The 19,275-nt window shown below is 55.1% G+C and carries 20 protein-coding genes and 1 tRNA gene; 9 read left to right on the top strand and 12 right to left on the bottom strand.

The features are described 5' to 3' along the window. The first annotated feature begins 76 nt into the window (after positions 1-76). A tRNA-Asn gene (locus tag H9L05_RS08595) sits at positions 77-153 on the top strand. Between the two features lie 105 nt (positions 154-258). Here the strand turns inward: H9L05_RS08595 and H9L05_RS08590 are convergent. Continuing rightward, positions 259-756, bottom strand: coding sequence for a carboxypeptidase-like regulatory domain-containing protein (locus H9L05_RS08590; RefSeq protein WP_187733806.1), 498 nt, complete (start codon positions 754-756; stop codon positions 259-261). 266 nt (positions 757-1,022) lie between these two features. On the opposite strand from H9L05_RS08590, the gene H9L05_RS08585 reads away from it, so the two are divergent. Continuing rightward, a complete protein-coding gene (locus tag H9L05_RS08585; protein WP_187733805.1) occupies positions 1,023-1,193 on the top strand; it encodes a hypothetical protein in 171 nt (56 codons plus the stop codon). Between the two features lie 70 nt (positions 1,194-1,263). Here H9L05_RS08585 and H9L05_RS08580 read toward each other — a convergent pair whose 3' ends face one another. The 6 genes from H9L05_RS08580 to H9L05_RS08560 all read right to left on the bottom strand — a co-directional run bounded on the left by H9L05_RS08580 (position 1,264) and on the right by H9L05_RS08560 (position 5,639). Then, positions 1,264-1,950: a sterol desaturase family protein gene (locus H9L05_RS08580; RefSeq protein WP_187733804.1), complete on the bottom strand. Its 687-nt coding sequence runs from the start codon at positions 1,948-1,950 to the stop codon at positions 1,264-1,266. A gap of 82 nt (positions 1,951-2,032) precedes the next feature. Further along, positions 2,033-2,563 (bottom strand): shikimate kinase, encoded by a 531-nt coding sequence (locus tag H9L05_RS08575; RefSeq protein ID WP_187733803.1) that lies wholly within the window; start codon positions 2,561-2,563, stop codon positions 2,033-2,035. 93 nt (positions 2,564-2,656) lie between these two features. Then, the gene (locus H9L05_RS08570; protein WP_317175159.1) at positions 2,657-3,361 is read right to left on the bottom strand and encodes an ABC transporter permease; all 705 of its coding nucleotides are present in this window, start codon (positions 3,359-3,361) and stop codon (positions 2,657-2,659) included. Next, on the bottom strand, positions 3,355-3,714 hold the full coding sequence (locus H9L05_RS26030) for an ABC transporter permease family protein (RefSeq protein ID WP_317175158.1): 360 nt from the start codon (positions 3,712-3,714) through the stop codon (positions 3,355-3,357). The genes H9L05_RS08570 and H9L05_RS26030 overlap by 7 nt, the downstream gene beginning before the upstream one ends. A 148-nt stretch (positions 3,715-3,862) precedes the next feature. After that, positions 3,863-4,969 (bottom strand): BT_3928 family protein, encoded by a 1,107-nt coding sequence (locus tag H9L05_RS08565; protein WP_187733802.1) that lies wholly within the window; start codon positions 4,967-4,969, stop codon positions 3,863-3,865. Between the two features lie 124 nt (positions 4,970-5,093). After that, entirely contained in the window at positions 5,094-5,639 is a 546-nt protein-coding gene (locus H9L05_RS08560; protein WP_187734223.1) for a DUF1599 domain-containing protein, read from the bottom strand. A gap of 189 nt (positions 5,640-5,828) precedes the next feature. Here H9L05_RS08560 and folP point away from each other — a divergent pair, with 189 nt between their 5' ends. Both folP and cdaA read left to right on the top strand, forming a co-directional pair. Then, on the top strand, positions 5,829-6,713 hold the full coding sequence (gene folP / locus H9L05_RS08555; protein ID WP_187733801.1) for a dihydropteroate synthase: 885 nt from the start codon (positions 5,829-5,831) through the stop codon (positions 6,711-6,713). Next, positions 6,710-7,549 (top strand): diadenylate cyclase CdaA, encoded by an 840-nt coding sequence (cdaA, locus tag H9L05_RS08550; RefSeq protein WP_187733800.1) that lies wholly within the window; start codon positions 6,710-6,712, stop codon positions 7,547-7,549. The genes folP and cdaA overlap by 4 nt, the downstream gene beginning before the upstream one ends. Before the next feature lie 10 nt (positions 7,550-7,559). On the opposite strand, the gene H9L05_RS08545 is transcribed toward cdaA, so the two are convergent. The 3 genes from H9L05_RS08545 to H9L05_RS08535 all read right to left on the bottom strand — a co-directional run bounded on the left by H9L05_RS08545 (position 7,560) and on the right by H9L05_RS08535 (position 11,411). Next, positions 7,560-8,855, bottom strand: coding sequence for a cation:proton antiporter (locus tag H9L05_RS08545; protein WP_187733799.1), 1,296 nt, complete (start codon positions 8,853-8,855; stop codon positions 7,560-7,562). A 189-nt stretch (positions 8,856-9,044) separates the two neighbouring features. After that, positions 9,045-10,292, bottom strand: a complete 1,248-nt coding sequence (gene kbl / locus H9L05_RS08540; protein WP_187733798.1) for a glycine C-acetyltransferase — start codon at positions 10,290-10,292, stop codon at positions 9,045-9,047. A gap of 48 nt (positions 10,293-10,340) precedes the next feature. Next, the gene (locus tag H9L05_RS08535; RefSeq protein WP_187733797.1) at positions 10,341-11,411 is read right to left on the bottom strand and encodes a patatin-like phospholipase family protein; all 1,071 of its coding nucleotides are present in this window, start codon (positions 11,409-11,411) and stop codon (positions 10,341-10,343) included. Positions 11,412-11,596: 185 nt separating this feature from the next. On the opposite strand from H9L05_RS08535, the gene H9L05_RS08530 reads away from it, so the two are divergent. Continuing rightward, on the top strand, positions 11,597-12,580 hold the full coding sequence (locus H9L05_RS08530) for an NAD-dependent epimerase/dehydratase family protein (RefSeq protein ID WP_187733796.1): 984 nt from the start codon (positions 11,597-11,599) through the stop codon (positions 12,578-12,580). A 616-nt stretch (positions 12,581-13,196) separates the two neighbouring features. Next, the gene (locus H9L05_RS08525; protein WP_187733795.1) at positions 13,197-13,928 is read left to right on the top strand and encodes a DUF3891 family protein; all 732 of its coding nucleotides are present in this window, start codon (positions 13,197-13,199) and stop codon (positions 13,926-13,928) included. A gap of 29 nt (positions 13,929-13,957) precedes the next feature. Here the strand turns inward: H9L05_RS08525 and H9L05_RS08520 are convergent, their stop codons facing one another. Next, positions 13,958-14,788, bottom strand: a complete 831-nt coding sequence (locus H9L05_RS08520) for a hypothetical protein (RefSeq protein WP_187733794.1) — start codon at positions 14,786-14,788, stop codon at positions 13,958-13,960. A 189-nt stretch (positions 14,789-14,977) separates the two neighbouring features. On the opposite strand from H9L05_RS08520, the gene H9L05_RS08515 reads away from it, so the two are divergent. The 3 genes from H9L05_RS08515 (at position 14,978) to H9L05_RS08505 (ending at position 18,064) form a co-directional block, all read left to right on the top strand. After that, positions 14,978-15,943 (top strand): YihY/virulence factor BrkB family protein, encoded by a 966-nt coding sequence (locus tag H9L05_RS08515; protein ID WP_187733793.1) that lies wholly within the window; start codon positions 14,978-14,980, stop codon positions 15,941-15,943. A gap of 84 nt (positions 15,944-16,027) precedes the next feature. Then, on the top strand, positions 16,028-17,185 hold the full coding sequence (locus H9L05_RS08510; RefSeq protein ID WP_187733792.1) for a hypothetical protein: 1,158 nt from the start codon (positions 16,028-16,030) through the stop codon (positions 17,183-17,185). A 150-nt stretch (positions 17,186-17,335) separates the two neighbouring features. Next, positions 17,336-18,064, top strand: a complete 729-nt coding sequence (locus H9L05_RS08505; RefSeq protein ID WP_187733791.1) for a hypothetical protein — start codon at positions 17,336-17,338, stop codon at positions 18,062-18,064. A gap of 71 nt (positions 18,065-18,135) precedes the next feature. Here the strand turns inward: H9L05_RS08505 and rlmN are convergent, their stop codons facing one another. Continuing rightward, positions 18,136-19,203: a 23S rRNA (adenine(2503)-C(2))-methyltransferase RlmN gene (gene rlmN, locus H9L05_RS08500; protein WP_187733790.1), complete on the bottom strand. Its 1,068-nt coding sequence runs from the start codon at positions 19,201-19,203 to the stop codon at positions 18,136-18,138. Positions 19,204-19,275: the final 72 nt, after the last annotated feature.

The following is a 19,275-nucleotide window of genomic DNA, read 5'->3' as shown; positions in this document are numbered from 1 at the left end:
AAGCAGAAAGCATTTGTGATTTTTACAGCTTTGCCCTAACATTGCACCCGCAACGACTGATAAAGTCGCCATAACCGCTTCCTTAGCTCAGCCGGTTAGAGCATCTGACTGTTAATCAGAGGGTCCCTGGTTCGAGCCCAGGAGGGAGCGCCAAAAAGGCCAGTAATAGACTACACACAGTCTGTTACTGGCCTTTCTCTTTGGTGATGATAGCGCTCAGGGTTACTCTGAATGACATGAGGACCCGATAGCCTTCTGCTAGGGTTTGCGATAGGCCTTTTCGGCCGCTTTCTCCCGTTGTTTGCGCTGCCGCTCGTAGTTCGGCAGCTTATTGAGCTGAATAGCCATCGGGGCTGCTCCTTTCGTGGCTACTTCCTGCTGCTCATAGCCGGCATAGCTCACACGCAGCACGGGCGAAGGCAATAGAGAGCGTAGCAGAAATCCCCCCGCCGAGTTGGTAATGCTGGACTCTTGGGGCGCTCCTACCAGGCTCACCGTGACTCCAGCCAGAGCCTTGCCAGTTTCATCCACTACTGTACCCGTCAGGTTAGCGGGCTCAGCGGGCTTGATAACCTCAGCGGACTTCACATCCGTTGCGGCAGGGGTGGCTGTTGGTGTTTGAGTCGTTGTTGGCTGACTCTTCGTTACCTGACGCGAAACCAGGACACTTGAAGCACTTTTCCCGGTCTGGGCTACTCCCCTGATGGGTAGCAGCAGATAAAGTAAGCTGCTAAGAAAGAGGAAGGATAGTTTCACGACGGAAAGGCTTTGAGTAAAATGAAAACGAAAAGTAGGCAAATAGACGGTTAATCCTATTTATCTGGCAGATATACAGGCAGCAGTAAGGCATTCGTGTTCCGTAGCTTCTGCCTACCAGACTTGAACGCAAGGATTTTGCCACTATATTCTGATGGTCGCTAGTCTTGCATTTAATAAGGCTTCTCAACCTTTTATGAGCCAAGCCAGTATCATCAGGCAGTCTGGTCTTGTGCTGGCTTTCCTCCTCTTCTGTCTGACATCCTATGAAAACTTTTCGTCCTTTTCCCCTCGGCCTCCTCGTACTGCTCACGTTTTCGCTTAGCAGCTGCGACCTCATCGGTGATATTTTCAAAGCCGGCGCCTGGACTGCCCTCATCGGCGTGTTTATCGTGGTAGTGCTCATCGCATTTCTGGTGCGGAAAATGCGTCGCTAGGTTATAGCAAGCTCCATAAAAAAAGCCCCCCAGACCGACGTCTGGGGGCTTTTTTGCTGGGCAGCAACTATTAGTTGTGCTGTTTATTGGTTTTCTGGTCGGGCATGGTGCCGATGATATGGTCCCAGATAGTGGTGCTCACGCCAAAGGCAATTTCATCCTGCCGATAGTGGTGCTGCGCATGATGATGCCACCATACTTTCAGGAAATTCTTGGGTGGTGCGTAGGCGTGAATAGCGTAGTGCACAAACAAGTAGAGCGCGTAGCCAAAAATAAAGCCCGATAAAATGGCGAAAGCGGCATTGCCGAATACGAACCGAAACAAGAAGAAAAGCAGCGAGGCCACGAAAACTGACACAATGGGCGGCATAGCTAAGCGCGATTTGTCTTTGGGAAACTCGTGGTGTACGCCGTGCATGGTGTACTGAAACTTGGCGCGCTTAGGCGTAGTAGCCGGCAAATGATACAGGTAGCGGTGCATAGCATACTCCGCGAAAGTGAACATAAACCAGCCTAGCAGAAACAGTCCGAAAGCCGAGAATCCGGCAATCAGGCCATGCGTAAGCCCATAATAGAGGCTGCCCAAAGCCGTAATCATGAAAATAGAAACGGGCAGGGCAATATGGGTATGCGTAAGTCTTTCCAGAACCGGATTTTCAAACAACCGCGCTGAGCCTTTATGCTTAGGCTTAATAGTGCCGGGCGTTTTTGCCGGAGTGGGCTGCAAATCAGGTGTGGGAGAGGGAACGGTATTCATATACAAATAAGCTTCTTATACAGAGCAAAAGTACAAACCACAGCGCAAATAAAGCACTGCAGGCTGGCAAAGCGCCAACTGACTAGCCTGTGGTGTAGTAGGTATGGAGCAAATGCCATATCGCTTCCACCGTGCAGATCCCTTCGCAGCGCAAAGGCGCGCGGTCGTAAAACCGTTGGCGAAGTGCTAAGGTTTCACTTATATGGGCCGTTAATGCCTTTTCATCGGGAATATCCGTCAGGAGTGGGCGGCGACTAAGGTTACGACGGAGCCGCTGCAACAGCTCGGGCACCGGCACGGCCAAATACAGCGGAATGCCTGTTGCGAGCAGCAGGTCCATGTTCTGGTGAAAGCAGGGCGTGCCTCCACCTGTGGCCAGCACCATGCGGGGCTGGCTGGTTATCAACGTCCGCAATACGGCTGCTTCCACTTCACGGAAGTAATCCTGCCCGTCGGTTGCGAAGATTTCGAGAATACTGCGCTTTTCGTGGGCTACAATCTCCTCATCCAGATCACGAAAGGGCATTTCCAGGCGCGTAGCCAGGGCCAGGCCAAGCGTTGTTTTGCCCGCGCCCGGCATCCCGATCAAATAAAGGCTATCGTCTGCTATCATAGTGATTATTAGATTCTTCCTCTATCGAAATACTTCTCCACCTTTAACGGCTTGCGAGCAGGCATATTTTGCCCCCAGCCCTCACTGCATCCGCTAGGAAAGGCGCACGCGCGGATCGAGCACGGCGTACAGCACATCGACAACGATGTTGATGACGACGAAAAGAAAGGCGATAAAGATGGTAGCGCCCATAACCACCGGGAAATCAAGGTTTTCAACGGCACGCAATGTTACCGTGCCCAGGCCTTTCCAGTTGAAGATATATTCAATAAAAAAGGCCCCCGCCATCAGCGAAGCCAACCACCCCGATACGGCCGTAATAACCGGATTGAGCGCGTTTTTGAGCGCGTGGCCCACGATAGTCTGGTAGCTGGAAAGGCCCTTCGCCCGCGCCGTCCGAATGTAATCCTGGCTCAACACATCGAGCATAGAGGAGCGCGTAAGCTGGGTAATAACGGCCAGGGGGCGAATACCGAGGGCAAAGGCCGGCAGCAGCAAATTGCGCAGCACCAGGTGGCGACCCGTAAACGGATCGGTTTCGTAGAGCTGACCGGTTAGGTTGAGGCCCGTCCAATGGCTCCAGTAAAAGCCAAACGTCATGGCGATGAGAATACCGGCCACAAACGAAGGCACCGAAATACCCAGCACCGAGGTGGTAATGAGCGCCCGATCGAGCCAGGAATGAGGGCGCACGGCGGCTATCACGCCAAACAGAATACCGAACACGGCCGCAATCAGCATGGCGGCCAGCGCCAACCACAGTGTGCCCGTGAAGTGATCGAGCAGGATGCTCAGCACGTCTTTGTTGCTTTGGAAAGAGCGGCGCAGGTAAGGCGTTTTGAGTACCAGCGCATTTTTGCCCCCAGCGGCAGCAGCGCCGTGCCACCGTATTTGGCCACGCCCGCCGAGTCGCGCGGGTGCAGTCCCAAAGGCGACACATCGTTGAGGTAACCGACCAACTGCGTGGGCAGCGGCTTATCGAGGCCGAGGTCAGCGGCAATGGCAGCGCGGGTGGCTACGTCGGAGCGCTGGCCAGCCAGCAGGGCTACCGGGTCGCCGGGCAATACCGCGAACAGGAAAAAAACGGTGAGCGCTACGCCGGCCAGTATCAGCACACCTTGTCCTAAACGGCGCAGTACAAAAGAAAACATAGGTTGGGGGGCAAAAAGGGAGTTGTGCTGCTGCTGAACGTCATGCAAAGCAGTAGCGAAGCATCTCGCTAGCGGTAGTAGGATTACCACTCTTACATCAGCACGCGAGATGCTTCGCGGCGCTCTGCATGACGAAAGAAAAACAGTTCTACAACAGATGATCGACGGTTTCCTGATCGGGGATGTCGTGGTAGTGATACTTGCCTTTCACCACGCCATTCTGCAGAATCATAATACCCGGATCGGAGCGGATCATGGACTTCAGCACGGTAGCATCGGCGTAATACACGGGCGCGGCCAGATTTACATCGTGACGGAAGGCATCGAAATCGGCGGGGCTGCTGCTGGTAACGACGATCGGCGTGAGCTTATTCGGCAACGTAGGTGCTTTGGCAATCAGCGCGTTAATTAGGTCGTACCGGTCGCGGTCCGACTTATTGGTATTCTGCACGATGAGCAGCAGCTTGTTGCCCGTCAATATTTCCTTTGTGTGGTCTTTGCCGTCGGCGTCGAAGATGGCGAAGTCGGTGATAATGGGCCGGGAAGCTTCGGGATTCTGCACCTCCATGCTCTTGTACTTCCAGGTCGTGTCGGTCGGATATTGGTCGAACTCCTGGGTCTGGCCGTTGCGCTCCAGCACGTACTTGTAGCGCGCCTGCTCCTGCGGTTTCATCAGGGCCCCGATGTCGTTGCCGACTTTATAGGGCAGAAAATCGAAATACGGCAAGTGCCCGAGGGCCCGCACGCCAATACCAATAGCCACCGCCGAGGCCACCGTGATATACATTACGCCCAACGTGCCCTTGGCAAATACGCGCCGCAGGAAGCGCTGATTGAAGAACACCACCGCCCATAAACCCAACAAAAACAGGTCTTTGAAGAAAGACTGCCAGGGTGTTAGCTTGATAAAATCGCCGAAGCAGCCGCAGTCGGTTACCTTGTTGAAGGCGGCAGAATAGAACGTCAGGAAGCCAAAAAACACGAGCAAGGCCAGCAGCGTGAGCAGCGTTTTGCGCAGGTGCCAGCGCAGCAGCAACGACACGCCCAGCACCACTTCCAGCGAGCTGAGCAGAATGGCCATCGTGCGCGCGAAGCCTTTAAAAACCAGAAAGAAGGAGCCGAAATCCTCGGCAAATACCTCGAAATATTCCTCCAGTTTGAGCCCCATGCCTACGGGGTCGTTGAGCTTTATTAATCCCGAAAAAATAAAAACCGCGCCGAGCAGCACCCAGCAGATATGCGTGATAAGTTTCATGAATTGGATGTATCTGGCAGACTTCAAGGCGCTAAGAGGCTAGGTAGAGGTTACTAAGTTGGGAGTTAAAACCCCATACGCAAACAAAAAGGTCGGGAAAGTGGCCGGAAGCTTCTGCTGCGCGCTACTTCTCCCCTTCCAGCTTTATCAGAGCAAATACGGCGTAGTTCAGCATATCGCGGTAGTTCGCCTCCACGCCTTCCGACACGTAGGTTTTGCCCTCCAGATCCTCAATCTGCTTGGTGCGATGCAGCTTCATCAGAATAATATCGGTGATGCTGGGCACGCGCATTTGCCGCCAGGCTTCACCGTAGTCGTGATTTTTGGCGAACAGTAAATCTCGGTTGGCTTGTATTTCACGGTCGTAAGCGGCGGCTACTTCCGTGGGGGGCAAATCCTGGGGCGAGTCGGCGGGCAGGTGCAGCTGCATCAGGGCAATGACGCAGTAGTTGATGATGGCAATGAACTCCTCGTTCACGCCATCAGCTACCAGCTGGGTGCCTTTTTCCTGAATGGAGCGAATGCGCTGGGCCTTGATATACAGCTGATCCGTAACGGAGGGCAGGCGCAGAATGCGCCAGGCGGTGCCATAATCGTGGGTTTTGGCCAGAAACAGCGCCCGGCACTGCTCAATAACCTGATCGTACTCCTGCTGGGTTTGGGTTTGCAAGATTTTCACTATAGATTTAAGGAACTTCGGATCGTGGAAACGTGGGCACCTGGAAGGTAGGCTGGCGGTGAGAACTAGAGCCAATTGTGGCGCAAGCTTGTTTCGCTTTGACTTCTGCTGAAAGAAGCCCGAAACCATGCAGCTTTTTGCCCAAAACCAAGTCCCTAAGCGCTCAGACCCTAGATTATCATGCTCCAGACCGCCGCGAAAGATACGTGTTTTTCCCCGAGGCAAACCCTGCGTTGCCGCGACGGCCGCGTATTGGATCTGCGCCGGGCGCAGGTCATGGGCATTCTTAATCTGACCCCTGATTCCTTTTACGCCGGCAACCGCATCGCCAGCACCGACGACCTGCTACGGCGGGCCGAAGCGATGCTGCAAGCGGGCGCGGCCATTCTCGATCTGGGGGGCTATTCTACCAGGCCGGGGGCTGAGGATATTTCGGCTGAAGAAGAAAAAGCCCGCGTACTACCTGCGCTGGAGGCCGTACGGGGGGCTTTTCCAGAAGCCTTTTTATCCGTCGATACCTTCCGGGCCAGCGTTGCCGCCGAAGCAATAGCCATCGGCACCGACATCATCAATGATGTAAGCGGCGGCACGCTCGATGCCGATATGTTTGCTACGGCTGGGCGGCTGGGTGTGCCCTATGTGCTGATGCACATGCGCGGCACGCCTCAGAATATGGCGCAGCAAACCCACTACGAGGGCGACCTCGTAACGGAACTCGTGCGCTATTTCCGCGACAAGCTGGCCGCGCTCTATGCCTCCGGCGTGACGGATGTAATTCTCGACCCTGGTTTTGGCTTTGCCAAAACGCCAGTTCAAAGCCATGAGCTACTACGTCGCTTGCCTGAGCTGGCGCTGCTGGGTCTGCCGGTCCTGGCTGGGCTTTCACGCAAGTCACTGGTATACAAACCCCTGGGTCTCACTCCCGAGACTGCACTTACCGGTACAATTGCCGTTAATACAATTGCTTTGCTCAACGGCGCACGTTTATTGCGCGTACATGATGTAGCGGAAGCCGTCCACACAGTGCGGCTCGTGCAACAAACCTTCATCCCCTCCTCCTCGTGATTGGCTCGTTCTCCGTCGGCTTCCTGCGCATAGGCTGGATAGACGTGATTGACGTCTTGCTGGTCACGGTATTGTTTTATCAGCTGTATAAGCTGCTGACGGGAAGCGTGGCGCTGAAGGTTTTTTTGGGCTTCATGTCCATCTATCTGCTGTATCTGGTAGTGAAAGCCGCCGGTATGGAGCTGCTGACCAGCATTCTGGGGCAATTTATGAGTGTGGGCGTGCTGGCCGGCATTATTTTGTTTCAGCAGGAAATCAGGCGCTTTCTGCTCACTATCGGAAAAGCAACGGCCTTCGATAGAGTCCGCGTATTTCCCTGGCGCCGCGACCAAACCGCTGAGCGCATGAGTATTACGCCGTTTGTTGAAGCAGCCAAAAGCCTGGCGGGCAAGAACACCGGCGCCCTCATTGCCTTCACTATGACCTCGGAGCTAAAATTCTACGCGGAGTCCGGCGACCTGATCGATGCCGCCGTGAGCAAGCGCTTGCTGATGAGCATCTTCAACAAAACCAGCCCATTGCACGACGGCGCCGTTATCATTGCCAACAACCGCATTAAGGCGGCGCGCTGCATTCTGCCCGTCAGCGAAAACCCTGACGTTCCGGCATCTCTGGGGTTGCGTCACCGCGCCGCCATCGGTCTCTCGGAAGTGACAGACAGCATCGTGCTGGTAGTAAGCGAGGAAACCGGCCAGATTTCGCTGGTGCGCGCCGGAGAGGTATTCCGCAACCTGTCTTCCTCCGATTTGCGCGCCAAGCTGAATGAGATGCTGTTTGATATGGCCGCAAAAGCTCCTACATCAGCAGCATCGACAGCGACGGAAGTAGCCGCGTAAAGAAGTCTTTTTACTCAGCCGTAGCTACTTTGGCTTTCTCAGCTTCTTCGGACTCACTCAATTCGGCGGCTATTTTTCGGCCGTGGCGACGGTCAAGCCAGTTCATGATGGGCGTTGCTAGCACGCCGTGCAAGCCAATGGACACCAGCATCGTGAATGCTAGAATGGCCCACAGCTGCCGCGCTTGAGGAAATTCAGCTTTATCCAGCGCATAGGCCAGATAAAAAATGGAGCCGATGCCCCGAATCCCAAAAAAGGAAATCACGCTGCGTTCGGCCATGTTCACTCGCCTGGATCCTATTAGGGTTAATAAGCCCCCCAGAGGCCGCAGCACCAGCACCAGCAACAAGCCGATCAGCATGCCTTGCCAAGTGAGCGGCGCCAGCAACCCGCCGGCGATGGCGCCGCCAAACAGGATAAGAATAACCACGATCAGCAGGCGCTCCATCTGGTCGGTGAAGGCGTGCATCTGCTTGTGATACTCATGCTTGCGCTCCCGTCCACGCAACGTAATAGCGGCCACGAATACGGCTAAAAACCCGTAGCCATGCACCAGTTCCGTTAGGCCGTAGCTAATAAGCGTGACCGCTAGGGCCACAAACCCATACGCGCTCGACTTTAAGCTGATTTTTTTGGGCAAGTTGAAAATCAGGTAAGACAGAAACAGACCTGATAGCCACCCTAGCATCACACCTGCCCCAATCCGGTACAGCACATCCATCCAGGCCCATTCAATCAAACGAGCTGATAAGGGCAACGCTGCCGGGAGCAGCGCCAGCGCCAGATAAACAAAGGGAAACGCCAGGCCGTCGTTCAGGCCAGCTTCGCCGGTAAGCGCAAAGCGTACGTTGTCTTCGCGGCCCTCGCCGGGGTCACCTACCTGTACATCGCCGGCCAGCACCGGATCGGTGGGCGCAAGGCAGGCGGCTAGCAGCACCGCCGAAGGCAAAGCCAAGCCAGCCAACGTGATGCCCGCCAGCGTGATGCCCGCGATGGTAATAACCATCAGCACCAGCACCAGCCGAAGTGGGGTGCGCCAGGCGACCAACGAAAACGGGCGGTCTATTTTGAGACCAGTACCGGTCAGCGCCACAATTACACATAGCTCCGACAAATGCGTTACTAATTTTGGGTGCTCAAACGGGTCGGCAGGCGGCAAACCCAGTGGTAATGTATAGGCAGCCATACCCAGTCCAATGAACAGGATAGGATAGGAAAGCGGGTATTTTTCCAGCAAAGAAGGCAGCCAAGCCACGCCCAGAATGGCCACGCCCAGCATGACAAGGAAAATGTGATATACCGACATAAAAGCGAACTGCAAGTAGTGATTAAGCAGTCACTTACGCAGAACGTCAGGCGTTCGGCTATACTCAGCAGTATCACCCGCCAAAATCAGGCTGTTCTATTTCTGGCAAAAGCTACTTTTTACATATGAGAGGCATAAAAAAGCCCCTCAGATACTCTCTGGGGGCTTTTTTATCTCAATCAATACGAACTAAGGTGTGTTCGTTACTACCTGTCCAGCTTCGGGCTGAGCAGCGCTTCGATCTTTTAGCGTACCCAGTTCACGGCCAACTTCGATAAATGCCGCAATGGCCTTATCCAGATGCTCGCGGGTGTGGGCGGCGGAAAGCTGCACTCGAATACGCGCCTGACCTTGAGGCACTACGGGGTAGTAGAAGCCAATAACGTAGATGCCCTTATCCAGCATTTTGGCCGCGAATTCCTGGGCCAGCTTGGCGTCATACAGCATTACGGGCACGATAGGATGCTCGCCGGGCTTGATGTCGAAACCAGCGGCGGTCATTTTTTCGCGGAAATACTTGGTGTTTTCTTCCAGCCGGTCACGCAGCTCCGTGCTCTCATTCAGTAGCTCCAGCACGCGCAAGGAAGCGCCCACGATGGCCGGAGCTAAGGTGTTGGAAAACAGATAGGGACGGCTGCGCTGCCGCAGCATTTCGATAATTTCCTTGCGACCTGTGGTGAAGCCGCCCATAGCACCGCCTAGTGCTTTGCCCAGCGTACCGGTGATGATGTCCACGCGGCCCATCACGCCGCGCAGCTCGTGGGTGCCGCGGCCGGTTTTGCCCAAAAAGCCCGTGGAGTGGCATTCGTCTACCATTACCAACGCCTGATACTTGTCGGCGAGGTCGCAGATCTGGTCGAGGCGGGCAATGGTGCCGTCCATGCTGAAGGAGCCATCCGTAACGATGATGCGGTGGCGGCTGCCTTTGGCGGTGGCGTCCTGAAGCTGCTTTTCCAAGTCTGCCATGTCGTTGTGGGTGTAGCGGTAGCGCTGGGCTTTGCACAGGCGCACCCCGTCAATGATGGAGGCGTGGTTCAGGGCATCTGAAATGATGGCGTCCTGCTCGTTGAACAAAGGCTCAAATACGCCGCCGTTGGCGTCGAAAGCCGCCGCGTACAGAATCGTATCCTTGGTGCCCAGAAACTCGGCCAGCTTGCGCTCCAGCTCCTTGTGAATGTCCTGAGTACCACAGATAAAGCGCACCGACGACATGCCGTAGCCGTGTGAATCGATGGCCGCCTTAGCCGCCTCTATCACCGCCGGGTGCGACGATAATCCCAGGTAATTATTGGCGCAGAAGTTCAGCACTTCGCCGGCCTCGTTGGTTTCAATTTTGGCCCCCTGAGGTGAGGTAATAATGCGCTCTTTTTTGAACAGGCCGTTGGCTTTTATTTCGGCCAGCTGGTTTTCGAGGTCGGGTTGGAGGGTGGTGTACATATGGTGAGGTGGTGAAATTGTGAAGTGGTGAGTGGGGGGCAATTTTCGTTATTTTTTGGCTTGTGTACGCGCGAAGAAATCCTGCACGCCCTGTCGGCCGCTATCTACCAACGACTGCTTTTGCGCCGCTGATACTTGCTTGATTTTCGGATTGAACCCCAGCGTATTGATACTAACGGTGCGGGGCCAGTCGGTGGCGGCCGTGGGGTTTAGGTTTTCGATGGCCAAGGTATAGAAGGCGCCCATATAGCTGCCGAAATCGTTGATGTCATACGGAGCCAGTTCGCGGCGGCCATCGGGCTGGGTATCAAAGGCAATCTGCTCGGCGCGGTCGAGGCGGATGCCCAGGGTTTCGGGATTCACAATTTGCCCCCCAGAGGCCAGCGCTGTGGTGTTGGGGGGCAAATATCGAGCGTGGTCGAACAGGTCGAGCGGGTAGTTGGCCAGCAGGCCCCCATCTACTAACACATTCACCTTCTGATTTTTCGCCGGCTTGCGCACTACCTCGCCCTGCTCATCGAGCAGCACGGCGCGGAAGTACAGCGGAATGCTCATGCTGATGCGCACGGCGGCGGCTACGCGCAAATTGGGGTGGGTTTCGTAGCTGAATACGTCCGTGCGCTGAGTGGTCAGGTTGGTGCCCGTCACGTACAGGTCGCGGCCCTTGCCTTGCTGGGCCAGCGCATGAAGCTGCCCCAGGGTGAGGTCGGGGTTCTCGGTTTTGCGGGCTACCAAGTCGCTGAGGTACTTCGTAAACTGGTCGCCGCGGTACCAGCCGTACTGTTTGATCAGGCGCGTGCTGCCCCCGAAAAAGATCAGGCGACCATCGTTGAGGCGTTGCACCGGCGTGTTATTTACCACCTCAATAATTTCCTGGGGCGAATAGCCCACGGCCAGCAAAGCCGCCTGAATAGCTCCCGCCGAGGTGCCGCCCACCCGCTGAATACCCGCCAGCACGCCTTGCTTTTCCAGCTCCGCCAGCGCGCCTCCGTAGGCAATGCCCCGAATGCCGCCGCCTTCCATCACCAGGTTGCGATAGGTAACGGGCGCCACCGATTGGCCTTGCGCCACAGAGGCAATACAGCAGGTAAAGGCCAGTATCAGGGCAAAAAGCCGCATACAGTATTGTTTGAGCGTTACCCAAAAGTAGACAAAAGTGGCTGCTTCTGCCCGATGAGCTTCGGCTGGGCACGGGAGTTGCGGAGCGGGCGTTGCCGAGCTTGCCTACGGGCAAGTATACTGGCATAACCGCCCGACCCGGTATCTTTGTAGCCCCACCCCACCCACATTCCCTTTTTCTCAGCATGGAAACCACCCCCAGCGATACTATTCTCGTTATTGGTGCCTGCGGCCAGCTTGGCTTCGAGCTCACCCACGCTCTGCGCCAGCGCTACGCCGCCGACCACGTAATTGCCGCCGACGTGCGCCGGCCCCAGCAGCCTGAGTTGCAGGAAGCTGGCCCCTTCGAGCTGCTCGACGTGCTCGACCGTCCCCGTCTCGAAGCCATCATTGACCAGTATCGTCCCAAGCAGATTTATCACCTCGCGGCCCTGCTGTCGGCTACGGCGGAGAAAAACCCGGAATTTGGCTGGCGCCTGAATATGGACGGCCTGCTGAACGTGCTCGATCTGGCGGTGAAATACAAGGTGGCACAAGTGTACTGGCCCAGCTCTATTGCCGTGTTCGGGCCGGATACGCCCCGCCAAAACACCCCCCAGCTTACCATTATGAACCCCAGCACGGTGTATGGCATCAGCAAGCTGGCCGGGGAGCAGTGGTGCGAGTGGTACCACAAAAACCACGGCCTCGACGTGCGCTCCCTGCGCTACCCCGGCCTGATCAGCTACAAAACCCTGCCCGGCGGCGGCACCACCGACTACGCCGTGGATATCTACCACAAAGCCGTAGCCGGTCAGCCCTACGAGTGTTTCTTACAGAAAGACACGTACTTACCGATGATGTATATGCCCGACGCGCTCAAAGCCACCCTGGACTTGATGCACGCCCCGGCCGAGCAAATCAAAATACGCTCGTCTTATAATCTGGGCGCGATGAGCTTTTCTCCCGCCGAAATCACGGCCGCCATTCAGCGTCACGAGCCCGATTTTGAGGTAACCTACAAGCCCGATTCGCGCCAGCAGATTGCCGACTCCTGGCCTGCTAGCATCGACGACTCCCGCGCCCGCCAGGATTGGGGCTGGCAGCCTGAATTTGATTTAGACAAAATGACGGCTGACATGCTCTTGCACCTCCACCAAGCCGAGCCGCAAGTGGCTGAGAGCCGCTAAGCAGCAATGATTTATGAGCTTGGGCGAGGTGCTAGTAGGAGTTGTACAGCTACTAATAATAGTCGGCTTTTACTATATATTCTACCAGCTCATTAGAGTACTAATACGCCTGGGAGCTATTCGCTACCCGACGAATCCGCTTCTGCCGGGCTGGCGCCAACTGCACGACCAATATGGTAGCGAGGAGAACGTGCATATTACCGAGCTAATATCCGGCTGGGTTGGGGCTCGGAACTACGATTTGAAGATCATATTCAACGCCCAGGATGTGGTAATCCGAAATATGATGAGCTCTTCCGTAGCAGTACAGATCCCATATACCGAAATACAGATAGTGCAGGCCCCAGTTGCTTGGCAACTCACTCGCTCCAGCGAAAAAAAATACACCGACGGTAAGTTTCAAGCCGGTGGCGTTATTATCGAATTACCAGCCTATTGGGCTGACCAGCTAATAAAATATATGTCTGCGGTGAGCAGCGTCAGTTGAATTGGCTTCTTTCTACAGATTGGTTTTTCAACGCTCTACCGCGACCCGGTAGAGCGTTGTTATTTAGGCACATTCGAAAACCTCCTCGTTCATAGTGCGTTCCTGTTGCGTAACTCGGACCTATATCACATGATTGTCAACTACACCACCCAAGGCTGGCAGATTGTCTACCAGCAGTCGCACGCGTTGCTGGCGGCGCAGCTGGCGTGGCACTGGCCCCCGTTTGGCCCCACCGACCGCTGGGTGGGCCTACTAGCCGCCATTGCCCAGCACGACGACGAGCAGCGCCCCTGGGACGGCCATTATGGCCTCACCCCCACCGGCGCCCCCGCCGATTTCACGATGGTAGACTTCTCCATGGAACAAGCTACCGGCGTACTCCGGGCCGCGCGTTTTCAGGGCCAGTGGCGCAGCTTGCTTACTAGCATGCATCTGAGCTTTCTGTACGAATCGCTCAGGGGGCAAAAAAAGGAGCTGGACGCTTTCCTGGATGAGCAAAAAGCCAATCAGCAGCGTTGGCGCAAGGGCTTGGGCATCAATAAAGCTGATGCCCAACAAGCCTACGACCTCATGCAGTGGTGCGACCGTCTTTCGCTGATTCTCTGTCGTCGGGAGTTACCTGAAATGGGCCGCGCCCTCGAAATTAGCCAAGGCCCCGATGGGCGGCGCTACGACGTGGCACGCCCCACCGCCGACGGCCCCGTGACCATTACGCCCTGGCCGTTTGCGGCTTCTCACTTTACGGTGAGCGTGGAAGCGAGTAGCCTAGCACAACTCCAATTTAAGGACGATGCGGAGCTATCGGCCCGCTTGCGCGAAGCTCCTATTGAGACGTTGCGGTGGGAGCTAGTGAAGTCTTAGAGCTTCGCTAAAAGCCCCCCAGACACTACTTATAGTGAGCTTTTCAGCTTCTGCACCGGCACCGGGCTATCCATAATGCCGACCGGAACAGTTTGGCGAACAGCTATATCGGTGATGCGGGCGGGCTTGGTCGGGTCGCTGCGGTCGGAGGCCAGCAGAATGTTGCCGTGCTGCGCATAGTCGCTCCAACGACGGCGAAAGGCCGGCTGGGGGTCATCGGCCTTGGCAAAGTACGACCACTCATGCACAAGCCCGCTGCTGCGCAGCACCCGAATCTCGTAGCGGTTTTCGGGCGTCACGCCCACATCTTTAAACGTCATCTGTAGGATGTCGGCAGGCTCGTTTTCGAAGGTCGTACCCAAGCCGCGGTAGGTAAGCGTCACGCCAGAGTCTTTCAGTTTGAAGGGCATAATCAGCCACCACGAGTTATTCACCCAGGCCGGATACATTTTTTCCAGCAGCTCCTGACCGCCAGGTGTATCTGTTATTTCTTTACCGCCTTTGTAGGCCTTACCAGTGCGGGTAAGCAGATTATAATTGGCTACTAAGCTGTCTTGCTCCCAGTGAAAATCGCCGGTGTATTTGTCCCAGATCTGGTATTGGCCCCGAAAAAAGCTCCACGCCAAGTAGCGGGTATTCTGCCAGTTTTGGTAGCCGCCCATGCGGGCCATTACGGTGTCGGCAATGGCAATAGCACGGGGGTCAGAGCCCGCCAGGTCGAAGCCCTGGCCAGCCGGATACGCCGGCGTAGCGCTGATAGTGGCCACCTCGCGAATTCGCTGGCAGCTCATCATGTAAAGCGAAAGAGTAACCGCCAGGCCGAAGCCAACGGTGCGCAGAAAAGGACAAAAAGCCTTCATTAACAAGAAGATAGAAGATGTGAAAAATACCGGCCTAGCGTTGAGCTTTGCTTGATAGGTGGGGTGCGGGCGCATCTATACGGGAAGCGCGCATGGGTGGACATATAGAAGTCTGAACCGAACGCATAGCCTGACTAGCCCGTACTAGTAGCCAGTACATTCAGGCTTATCGCTCGCTTTCCCTTTATTATGACACCTTATCGCCTTTCCGACATCGTTGGCATTTTCAAATCTACGGCTGGCGAATTTATGCAGAACAACTCGTTTCGCCACGCGGCGGCGCTGTCGTACTACACCATATTTTCACTGCCACCTTTGCTGCTCATTGTCATCACCTCGGCCAGCGCTGTGCTTGGTCCTGAGGCAATTACGGGGCAGCTTTTTCAGCAAATCAGAGGCATAGTAGGTGCTGAGGAGGCCAAGTTCATTCAGGATTCCATCAACAAGTTCAACCAGACGCAGCAAGGCGGTTTATCCTCGCTCATAGGTGTGGCTACCCTGATCTTTGCCGCCACCACCTTCTTCGTTACGCTACAGGAGAGTATCAACGATATCTGGAATCTGAAAGTGAAGCCCCGTAACGGCATCTGGCAGTTTGTCCGCGACCGTCTGTTGTCCTTTGGCTTAATTTTGAGCGTAGCGCTGCTTCTGCTTATCTCGTTTGTGGTCAGCGCGGTACTCACTGCCTTCACCGATTACTTGCAGCAGTTGTTGCCTGGGGTAGCGGTGTTTTTTATTCGCCTGCTCGATCTGGCCTTATCGCTTGCCATTACTACCACCCTGTTTGCCATGATCTACCGCTTCCTGCCCGATGCCATCATCCGGTGGCGCGACGTCTGGATTGGCTCCTTTATCACGGCGGCCCTATTTGTACTGGGCAAGTTCCTGATTGCCTTCTACATAGCCAAGGCCGAGCCGGCATCGGCTTACGGGGCAGCCGGTTCCGTTATTATTCTGCTGCTGTGGGTCAACTACTCGTCGCTCATCATCTTTTTCGGGGCCGAGTTTACCCAGGAGTTTGCCGATGCCTTTGGGCAGAAAGTTCAGCCCAAAGCGCACGCCGTGCGCATAGAAGTACGCGAAGTGCCCATTGGCGAATCGAAGGAGGAAATCAGCACAGGCCGCCCGCGGGCGCAAGGCACCTGGCGAAAATAAAAGGCTGATTATTCAGACGTATCGGTATTTAAATATTCACGCAAACGAGTACGTTTACGGCACTGCCCTCACGCACTCATTTGTATGAAACCTCTTTATAGTCTGCTTGTGCTCCTGCTCGGTCTGGGGGGCTTTTTTGCGCCGCAAAAGGCAGCTGCTCAAGAAACTACTTCCTCTCAGATCCGGGTGCTGACGGTAAGTCCCATCGTAGGAGAGTCAATTGACAAGCAGGAAAAGATTACCTATGGGCTGTTCCCATTCTATTCGTTTGATGACTTTCGCGAGGCTCGCTTTATTCAGCGCCTGACGCCTGACAGCTCCATTACGCTGCAAGCCACCATGCTTGATGGCAGCATCAAGCAGCGCCCGTTTACTATCAATGACTTTCGGGCCGTGCGCGTCAGCATCGAAGCGCGACAGAAGATGCTGAGCGCTACTCCTGGCTTTGGCACCGCAAGAATCGGGATGCCTGATTCACTGGGTCAGATGTACTCCGTTGAGCTTCGCACGGGCACTTCTTTTGTGGGCCGGCTTGTGGCCCAGCGGGCCGGGGAGTACGAGTTTCAGACCACGGACCTAGGGCGCATCACGGTGCAGCGGGCCAATATAAAAACCATGCAGCCCCTCACTTCTGACCAGGCCGGAAAAGGCTGGGAACCAGTTGGCAACGGCACCCGCCTCTTTTTCGCACCCACCGCCCGCACCCTGCGGCAAGGCGAGGGGTACGTGCAGGACATCAACATCTTCTTTGTAGGAGCCAACTACGGCATTACCAATAACATAGCCATTGGCGGGCTCGTGGGGCTAGTGCCGGGCGCGGGGCTGAATATTCTGGCCGTGACGCCCAAAGTTGGGGTTGCTGTAACCGAGAAGTTCAGCGTAGGCGCGGGCGTTTTGTTTGCCAGCGTATTCGGCGAAACGGGCGGCATAGGCTACGGCCTCGGCACCTATGGCACCGCCGACAATAACGTGACGCTCGGGCTGGGCTACTTATTTGCGGATGGTGAAGTCGAAAGCAGCCCGGTAGTGGTGCTGGGCGGTGCTACCCGCATATCGCGGCGTGTGTCCCTGCTCAATGAGACGTATATAGTCGATGGTGGCTTCGGGGGCTTGGCGGGCCTGCGCATTGCCGCCGCCCGGCTGAGCGGCAGCCTGGGCATTTTGTACGGCACCGATGGCGAAGACGGAATAGTTGTGCCGGCTTATCTGGAAGTCACGTATCGGTTTGGCAAGGTGAAGTAACAGAATTATATAGCTTGAAAGCTTGCCATTGTTAGCGCTTCTACTGAGAGTGTTCAAAGGGAATACATACGAGAATTGGCTGCGTATTAGTAGGCAACAGAGCAGTTAATATATATCAATACAATTGCCAGAATATTGTAATTTGCGGGGATGAAAAAGCTATACACTTCCTTATTATTTATCCTCCTACTAAGTTTTCAGTTCGAGGCTCGTGCCACCAAGATAAAAGCTATAGCTGATACGCTGGGGCAAGCTCGCTTAGTAAAATCTCTGTCGGCTACGATGTGCAGCAAGATAGAAGAAGAGGAGAAAAAACGTCCTTTAAAGACTTTAACCCCAGAAGAAGGCAAAACTCTGTTTATTCAGATTGTAACTGCGACCATGAGCGAGCACACCGATCAGCTGAGCAGTTTGATGACGACAAACAAGATCGGTAAAGGAAAAATGAATGCCGTAGGAGAAGTGTTGGGTAGGGAAGCCACGATGCGGCTAATGAAGACCTGCCCAGCGAGCCAGCCCTTGGTTATGCAGTTGGGTTTATCTGAGGCCAAAAACAAGCCCACCATCACACCTGAGGAAAAACCGGTGTTAACGGTTCTGGTAGATGACATCTGCAACCGCTTAGATACGGAGCAAGCGAAAGCCACATTTGCGCAACTTACGCCCTCAGCCCGCCTCGAGATTATGCAGCAGTGCATGCAGGGAGCCATACTTAAGCACTTAGAGGAGTTGTCTATATTCTATGGCATAAAGACCGTCCAATCTTCTTCCGAGATGGAAAAGATTGGGGTTAAGATTGCCTTCATTATGGCTGAGCAGTGCCCAAATCACCTTACAAAAATGGGTCTTGATAGCAATGAAAGTAAAGGCAAGAAGTAGCCATGACTGATAAACTTTAAAGAAGAAAAAGCCCCCCAGAGCAGTTCTGGGGGCTTTTTTTGTTTGTCAGCTTAGGCAGCTACAGGCTTTTCTTTCACGGCTAATTGTCCGCAGGCGGCATCGATGTCTTTACCGCGCGAGCGACGAATGTTGGTTTGCACGCCGCGGTCGGCCAGGTACTTGTGGAATGCCACGATTTTGTCGGCTTCGGCGTTCTGGTAGTCGGCGTTTTCGATGGGGTTGTACTCGATGAGGTTCACTTTGCAGGGCAGCCACTTGCTGATGGTGTACAGCTCGGCGGCGTCTTCCAGCGTGTCGTTGAAGTTCTCGAATACGATGTACTCGTAAGTGACTTTGCGGCCGGTTTTCTGGTGGTAATACTGCAATGCCTCCTTTAGCGCCGCCAGCGAGTTGGCTTCGTTGATGGGCATGATTTCGTTGCGCTTGGTGTCGTTGGGCGCGTGCAGACTCAGGGCCAGGTTGGCTTTCACGTCGTCGTCGGCCAGCTTCTTTATCATCTTGGCAATACCGGCCGTGCTGATCGTGATGCGGCGCGGGGCCATGTTCAGGCCATCGGGCGCGGTAATGCGCTCCACGCTTTTCACTACGTTGGCGTAGTTCAGCAGCGGTTCGCCCATGCCCATGTACACGATGTTGGTGAGCGGCGTGCCGTACTGGCTTTCGCACTGCTCCCGAATACGCACCACCTGATCGTAGATTTCGGCCGCGTCGAGGTTGCGCTTGCGCTCCATGTAGCCCGTGGCGCAAAACTTACAGGTCAGCGAGCAGCCCACCTGCGAGCTGATGCAGGCCGTCATGCGCGTGTCGTGCGGAATAAGCACGCCCTCCACAATGTTGCCATCGTGCAGGCGAAACGCCGACTTGATAGTGCCGTCGTTGCTGAGCTGCTGATTTTGCACCGTCACGCCATTGATAACAAAGTGCTGGGCCAGCAGCTCGCGGGTAGTCAAGCTGATATTGTTCATCTCCTCAAACGAGGAAGCCGTATTTTTCCAGAGCCACTCCAGCACCTGCTTGGCACGAAAAGGCTTCTCGCCGTGCTCCACCATAAAGGTTTTGAGCTCGTCGGGGGTGAGTTTGCGGATGTCGCGCTTGGTAAGTACGGGCAAGGATATCATAGGGCAAAGATACAACGTAACAGGCGCTTGGGTTCCAGAATATAGACTTCTGTGCCTGTTATTGAGCTGATG

Origin of the sequence: Hymenobacter qilianensis (genome assembly GCF_014489555.1) — a bacterium.
GTDB lineage: Bacteria > Bacteroidota > Bacteroidia > Cytophagales > Hymenobacteraceae > Hymenobacter > Hymenobacter qilianensis.
Note: the sequence above shows the minus strand (reverse complement) of the source record. Positions and strands in the feature narration are given on the sequence as shown.